Origin of the sequence: Streptomyces sp. NPDC058674, from assembly GCF_042716505.1 — a bacterium.
Lineage (GTDB): Bacteria > Actinomycetota > Actinomycetes > Streptomycetales > Streptomycetaceae > Streptomyces.
The window spans coordinates 20,644-27,345 of the sequence record NZ_JBHXSC010000082.1 but is presented as its reverse complement, the minus strand read 5'-3'; the positions used below and the strand labels follow the sequence as shown (position 1 = coordinate 27,345).

Genomic DNA, 6,702 nt, shown 5'->3' with positions numbered 1-6,702 from the left:
CCCGCCGGCCGCCCAGCCTCGCGGCCTGCGCCGGGCCCCGGCCCCGGCCCGGCTTGCGCCGGGTGCCGCCGCGCGGTCCTGCCGTCCGCCGCCCGGCCCGCCGCCCCGCGACCCGGCCCCTGCCGTGGCCCGGCGCTGCCTGCCCGCCGCCCTGCCGCCCGGCGCGCGGTCCCGCCGCATGCGTCCGGCCCGCGGCCCGCGGCCAGTTCTCGGCCCCGGTTCTCGGCCCCGGCTCCCGCCCTGACTCCCGCTCCGACCGGCCGGCCCGGGCGGTGGCCGCCTCGTCGAGGCGGGTCTTGGCTGCGGTGGTCTGGTCGGTGTCGGGTCGGGTGGGGGCCGTGGCGGCTCCGGCGGGCAAGACCGTACGGTGCCGGCGGGACCGCGATGCTTGCCGTGTACACGTACAGTTCGTGACGGGGCTCTCCGGCCCGTACGGTGTGGATCACCGCAGCTCCTGACCGCGTGCCCCGTCCGGGTACGGCGGGCTCTGCTGCTCCGTCCATCCGTTCCGTGGGGGAAACACCGTGCGCAACCCGTTCGTCCGCCGTGCCGTCCTGACCGCTTCCGTCGTGTCCCTGGGGCTGCTCGCCACCGCCTGCAGTTCCGGAGGCTCCGGTGACAAGACTGACGCCAAGCCCTCCGCGGCTGCCGTGGCGACGTCGCCCGCCCCGCCCGCCCCGGCCGCCAAGGGGAAGTCGGACGCGGAGACGGCGGCCCTCGTCGTCACCCAGGCCGACCTGAGGGACCACGTGGTGTCGGCCGAGGGCGCCGGCAAGGCCGCCGCCGTGCCGGTCGAGGTCGACAACGAGGCCTGCCAGCCGCTCGGCCGGATCCAGTCGGCGCAGAAGGTCGGTGCGCCGACGGGCGTCGGCCGGACCGCGGCCAAGGTCAAGCCGCAGGAGCCCGCCGCGAACGCCTCCGCTGAGGAGAAGCTCAAGGCGGGCCTGCAGGCGCTCGGCGCGGACCAGACCCTGGTCACCATTGCCTCGTACGACGGCAAGGGCGCCGAGGAGGCCTTCGCCTCCCTCAAGGCCGCGGGCACGGCGTGTGCCGCCGGATACACGGTGACGGCCGATGGCGAGAAGACCAGGCTCGACAGCGTGACCCCGGCACAGCCCATCACCGGTCCCCAGGAAGCGCTGCACTACTCCGTGGTCATGGACCTGGGAGACGGCGAGAAGTCCACGGGCAACCTGGTGGCCGTGCGCGAGGGCAACACGCTGGCCACGTTCTACACCTTCGGTGTCGACGCGCAGTTCCCCGGCGATCTCGTCGACATCCAGCACACGAAGATCCGCTGACGCCCGCCCGCACGCCACGGGATCCGGCGTGGGCCGGTGCGGTCGCCGGCTCCTGCAGGGTCTCGGCGCTGTGCCACAGCCGGCGGTCGGCGCGGCACCCGGACAACCGGCCCCGACGGAAGCCGCGCTCCCCGCCCACCGGCGGCAGGCCGCACCGGCCAAGAGCGCGGGACGTAGCCGGTGACAGCGGCTGCTCCCATACCCGCAAGCGGCCGTAAGGGGCGGTGTCCGCGTCTCTTCGCCCGGCGGCCGTCGTCCTCGACGGGCCCGGCGGCCGGGAGCGTGCAGGCCGGGGCGGTGCGTGGCGGGGCGGGATCGTGCGGTGGTGGTCACGAGAGGGCAACCGCCCGTCCTGCGGGGCGGGCTTGACCGCACCGTCCGCTCAACCGCTTCTGGTCTCACTGTTCGTCGGGAGCGGGGCTCCAGACGGTCGGTCCGCCGCCGCGCCATTCGATCAGCAGCGGATCGTCGAGCCTGACGACGTCGGGTTGAGGCCGGCCCTGCGCAGGAGTTCGAGGAGATCGGCGGGGCCGCGGGCGCGGCCGAGGACTTCGCCGTCACAGCGGACGCGGCGCCCGCCCGTACCGGCTCCCCCTGCTTCGCTGCGGCGCCTGCCCGGACACGGCCCTGACCGTTGAGCCGATCACGTCCGTTCCGGGTGTGCCCGTCCTCGACGTCAGGGCGTTCAACCGGGTCCGTCCCGCATTCGGCGGCGCGGTGCTGCTCGCGCTGGCGGTGGTGGCCGGGACGGCCCCGCCGGACCAGGCCGCGCCGGCCTACCGGTGCTCCAGGAGCGTGCAGACGATCGATGACGCGGGCTACTCCGGGCCCTGGCCGGACGACTGGGAGATGACGGTGCGGGTGTGCGCGGCGCGGTCCGGCCCGACGTTGCGCACCTACGCGGAGGCCCGGTGGGACGGGCCTGCTTATCAGGCGCTCGATGATCCGACGATCCTCGACGGGGCCAGGCTCCGCGTGCAGATCCGGCAGCGGGACGGCGCCGTCGTCGCCTCGCAGGACTCTTCCGGGATCGAGTCCCGGATGGAGGACAGCAACGGCCAGGGCGGTCACAACGGCACGTTCCGCACACCGACCCTCAGCCACCGGGCCGCCCCCGGCGCGCACGCGGACGCGGTGCTGCTCCTGGACTGGCACGGTGACGGGCGCGGCTACAGCTCCTACCAGTACGGAAGTTCCCCGGTCGTCTGACCGGGTTGCGGCCGGCCGGCCCGCGCGCGGCGGGCCGGCCAGCGGTGACGCTATGAGCCTGACACGCCATATGCGCTGGTCAGGGGCGTGCGGAGTTTCTGCAGGCTGGGTGTTGTGAGGAGTTGAGCGGGGCCCGCCACTGATCTCCGACAAATGATCTTGGAAGTTTGTCAAGTGATCTTGGCCGACGTCAGGTTTCTGCCAGGTGATCTTGACCGATGCTGGGCAGTCGGGCCTGCTCAGCCATTCACCATCGCGACACGTTGATGCGGCGAGGTCAGGGCGCGAAGTACCAGCAGTACAGGCTGAGGCGGTTCTCTGTCCGACTGTCGGCCAGAGCTGACACGCGTTCGACGAGGTCCACCGCGTAGTTCGGTGAGATCTCATCGTCTGGTTCGGAGGTGGCCTCGGCCCACGCACGAGCTGTAGCTCGGAGCCGGTCTCTTCCCGCAGTGGCCAGAGCCGTGCACAGTGGCTCCGGGACAGCAAAGACGGTAAATCCGTCATTGGCCATGGGCACCACGTCTCGGACCGTGCTCTCGGCGCCCGTCAGCTGAGCTCCCCACTTCAGAACCGCGTCATCCGGGTAGATGCCGTCGCACGGCACGGCCGGGAAGTCGTGACTACGGCGAGGGCCCACCCGCAGGGCGGACTCATCGTCTCTTGCAAGGTAGAACTCACCTACGCGCACCATCTGCTGATCTTCACATCCCCCACGGCGACTCCTTCGAGCGGCCGGTCTGTACGGCCATCAGGCACGGCGAGGCGTCCCGGTCCTCTGAATCGGTCAAGATCACCTGTCAATCGGTCACGATCGCCTGTCAGAGGACAGTCACCTTCCGGTGGCGGGCCCGCTTCGTTGTGTCCGGGCCGGGGGTGCCGGGGTCCTCCGCAGGGGTGATTTTTGCCCTCGTGTACGCGTAGGCGACTTGTGCAGTGCGCCCCCAACTCTCCCTTAAAACAGTCTTATTGACAACAAACGGGAGTTTCCTGGATGTTTCGGTCGCGGCCCGGTGGTCGGGCTACTGGTGGAGGGAGAACGTGATGGGCAGGCAGCGTGAGGCGTACGACCAGGGCCAGGCCGCGGGGCGTCTGCGGGTGCCGGTGGCGGCGTGGCGGTGGGCGGCCGGCACGGGCCTGGTGCCGCCGGCCGACGCGGGCCCGGGGGAGTGGTCGCGGGCGGTGGTGGAGGCGGCCGACCCGGAGGCGGTACGTGCCGCGCTGCGGGGGCCGGTGGGTGCGGGGTGGGCCGCGGACCGGCTGACGGACGCGCTCGGCGTTCCGCTCCCGAGGCGGAGGCCGCGGGTGACCGCGGCCGCGGTCGGCCACCTCGTCCGCGCCGGCCTCCTGGTCCGCCTCGGCGGCGACATCGAGTTCCCGGAGGTCCACCCCGATCAGGTGGAGACGCTGGCCCGCCGCCGGGACCTGCCCGTCCTCCTGGGCCACCACGTGCCTATCGGCCCGGACCAGGCTGCCGTACGCCTCGGCATCCGCCGCACCGACTTCAACCACCTGGTGCGCCTCGGCTGGGTGTCCCCGGTGGGCATGGCTGCCGTCGATTCCGGGCGGGCGTACGGGGGAGTGGTGCAGGTGCCGTTGTACTGCGCCTTCCCTGTTGTATCGGCGTGTTGAAGGTGAGCCGAATGATTGGTGGCGTGTGGCCTGGTCTGGGTTCCCAGGGCCATGTCACGGCGCGACGTCCGAGTTCAGCTTCGCCGAGACCGGCGTGGCGCCGGTCGGCACGCGCCGGTTGTGTTTCTCCTCGGTGGGCCAGTGAATCTTTAGGCTCAAAACTCGCTGTTCGAATCCGACTGTCGACCCGTAGTAATGGCTTCGTGGCCTGACCGGCCGTCCGCGATCAAAAGGAGCCACGACCGATGACTCGTCTTCGCACCACAGGTATGGCTCTCGCCGGTGCCGCAGCGATGTTTGCTCTGACCGCCGTGCCGGCCCACGCTGCCCCTGGTGACGTCTCCACCTCCTGCGCGAGCGTTCTCACCCCGACCGGGTACGTAGACGTCAGCTGGGGGTACAGCAGCAGCTGCGGCACGCAGAGCTTCAGCCCGAACATCAAGCAGATAAAGCAGCTCACCGGGCTGCCCGTCGGCACCGTGGTCCAGGCCTGCGCCTCCACGTACCAGCCTGCGGGCTGGGTTCAGACCGGCTCGTACTACAGCAGCAGCTGCGTCTACTCGTCGAACCCCAGCTTCAACAACAACGCGTGGCAGCTCAAGCGCGTCTCCTGATCCGGGATCGCGGCATGGCTCCATATGCGGGCGCCGTACGGATCGGCAGCTCGGTCCGGTCCGTAAGCTCCAAGCGGCCACCGCGGTGCCTGTGGGCGCAAGCCGATAGAGCCGTCCCGCCACAACTGCCAGGGGCTCCGTGCGGGGAATTGCCAACACGCGGAACCTGGCAGGGAATCCGCGGCCGCTGTCGCGCTGCTGCCGCAGACCCGCCCGCCGTCGACTGGCGACAGGTCCGCCGGACCGGCCCCGGCCGACGCCCCCCGCTCGCCGCGTTGCAGCCGGCCCCCCCCCCCGACGACACGGCGTTCTTGGCGGCGGAGGTCGCGCGGATCGCCCGGGTGGGCCGCGCCGCGGTCACCGTGTGGCGCCGGACCCTGCCCGGCTTCCCCGACCGGTCGCGGGTACCGAGTGTCGGGTAGTCGTGCCTCGACATGACGGCGGCATACCGCCACGTCCCGTAGAACCACACTCGCAGAGCCGGGCGGTCGCCCGCAGGCCAGGACCAGACTCCCGGCTCCGGCCCCTCCTCAGGTCGCCACGGTCGGGACTCCACCGGCTCTGTCAATGTCGTGCTCACCCCTCGACCGTACGCCGCTGGCCCCGGTCGTATGGGCCGGCTTGCGCGGACCGGTTCAGTTGCGGTCCGTGATCACTGTTCTGGGTCGCCCAAGGACAGGGCCGCAGCAACAACGACGTCGATCGTTCCGGTCCTGGCGCGTTTCGGGTCGCCCAGCCGTGCCCGGATCAGGTATCCGAGTTGGAATCGGCTCTCAGCCCGGAAGCTCTCCATGACGTCCGCGATGTGCTTGCGGCAGGTGCGCAAGGACATGCCGAGTCGTCTGGCGATCATCTCGTCCTTCATGCCCTCGGTGAGCAGTCGCACGATCGCCTGCGCGGCTTCCGTCTTGATGGCGGGCGTTCCGAAGTGGCCGGGGTTGAGGGGTGTGGCCTGCACCCACGAGTGGTCGAAGACTGCGCACAGGTAGCTGACGGTGGAGGGGTCCTGGACGACGACCACGCCCTCGTGTTCGTCGGCACGGGGGATGAACGCGACTTTCCGGTCGACAACGGTCAGTGTGCCGAACAGCTCGGGCAAGGTGCGGACCTGGCCACCCGACGAGGCGAGATGGCTGACGTAGTCCTGGGTCGCTGCCGCGTGGCGGGCGGAGTGCTGGTAGAGGGTGCGCATCTGGATGCCACGCCGGGCGAGGGCCAGATCGCGCTCGTTGGCCTGCTCCATGCGCCCTGGCGGCAGGTACCTGCCGCGTTCGCAGGTCAGCACTTCCACCTGGCAGGCTGAAATCGCGTTCTCGAGCAGCTCTGTGGCGGATTCGAGTCCGTGCACCTCTTGGATCGGCGTGTGCCTGCGCCGACTGCGCTGTGTCTCGGCGTAGAGCGAACCCAGGACGTCGAAGTCACCCTTCAGTTTGTCGATGCGGGCCAGCTGGCCGCGCAGCTCGGCCTCGGCGGTGGTGAACATGATCGCTGCCGCACTCTCCGGTGCAACAGGCACCAGCCGCTCATGCGCTGCATCTCCGGGCAGGGGCCGGAGCAGGTGCCGGGCCCTGAGTGAGGCCGCGGCCTGCTGCACTTCCTTGGCATCCAAGGCGAGGTCGTGGGCAGCTTCCTCGACATTGAGATGTCCATTTTGTGCTGCCCAGCGAAAGACTTCGATTTCCGTTTTGCCCAACCGGGCAAAGTCCTCAAGCGTACGATTTTCCACTGTTTACCCCCCGGGGAAGATCCTGCACGCAGCTTAGTGCAGAGTGATCACTCTGGACGGGGAGGACTCGCCGGGGCAGTCTGAGAGTGCACAAGGAGTTACCGGAGGAATTCTCTCCGGGACGCGGCAAATGCCGACAAGTCCGCCGTGCGGAACCCACCTTCATGGAAGAGGTACTAACGATGGCCATGCTCAAGACCGTCTCGTACGCGATCGCCCG

The 6,702-nt window shown here is 70.4% G+C and carries 5 protein-coding genes and 1 pseudogene; 4 read left to right on the top strand and 2 right to left on the bottom strand.

The genetic code is table 11. The features are described from left to right. Window positions 1-358, bottom strand: a pseudogene (locus ACFWU6_RS29820) (hypothetical protein); the annotation flags it as partial. Between the two features lie 166 nt (window positions 359-524). On the opposite strand from ACFWU6_RS29820, the gene ACFWU6_RS29815 reads away from it, so the two are divergent. The 4 genes from ACFWU6_RS29815 to ACFWU6_RS29800 all read left to right on the top strand — a co-directional run bounded on the left by ACFWU6_RS29815 (window position 525) and on the right by ACFWU6_RS29800 (window position 4,756). Next, on the top strand, window positions 525-1,301 hold the full coding sequence (locus ACFWU6_RS29815) for a hypothetical protein (RefSeq protein WP_383984101.1): 777 nt from the start codon (window positions 525-527) through the stop codon (window positions 1,299-1,301). A 660-nt stretch (window positions 1,302-1,961) separates the two neighbouring features. Beyond that, window positions 1,962-2,510 carry a hypothetical protein gene (locus ACFWU6_RS29810; RefSeq protein ID WP_383984098.1) on the top strand — a complete coding sequence of 183 codons (549 nt, stop codon included), beginning with the start codon at window positions 1,962-1,964 and terminating at the stop codon, window positions 2,508-2,510. A gap of 1,044 nt (window positions 2,511-3,554) precedes the next feature. Then, window positions 3,555-4,142 (top strand): hypothetical protein, encoded by a 588-nt coding sequence (locus ACFWU6_RS29805; RefSeq protein WP_383984095.1) that lies wholly within the window; start codon window positions 3,555-3,557, stop codon window positions 4,140-4,142. Window positions 4,143-4,387: 245 nt separating this feature from the next. After that, a complete protein-coding gene (locus ACFWU6_RS29800) occupies window positions 4,388-4,756 on the top strand; it encodes a hypothetical protein (protein ID WP_383806670.1) in 369 nt (122 codons plus the stop codon). A gap of 652 nt (window positions 4,757-5,408) precedes the next feature. Here ACFWU6_RS29800 and ACFWU6_RS29795 read toward each other — a convergent pair. Beyond that, on the bottom strand, window positions 5,409-6,482 hold the full coding sequence (locus ACFWU6_RS29795; RefSeq protein WP_383984092.1) for a LuxR C-terminal-related transcriptional regulator: 1,074 nt from the start codon (window positions 6,480-6,482) through the stop codon (window positions 5,409-5,411). Window positions 6,483-6,702 lie beyond the last annotated feature (220 nt).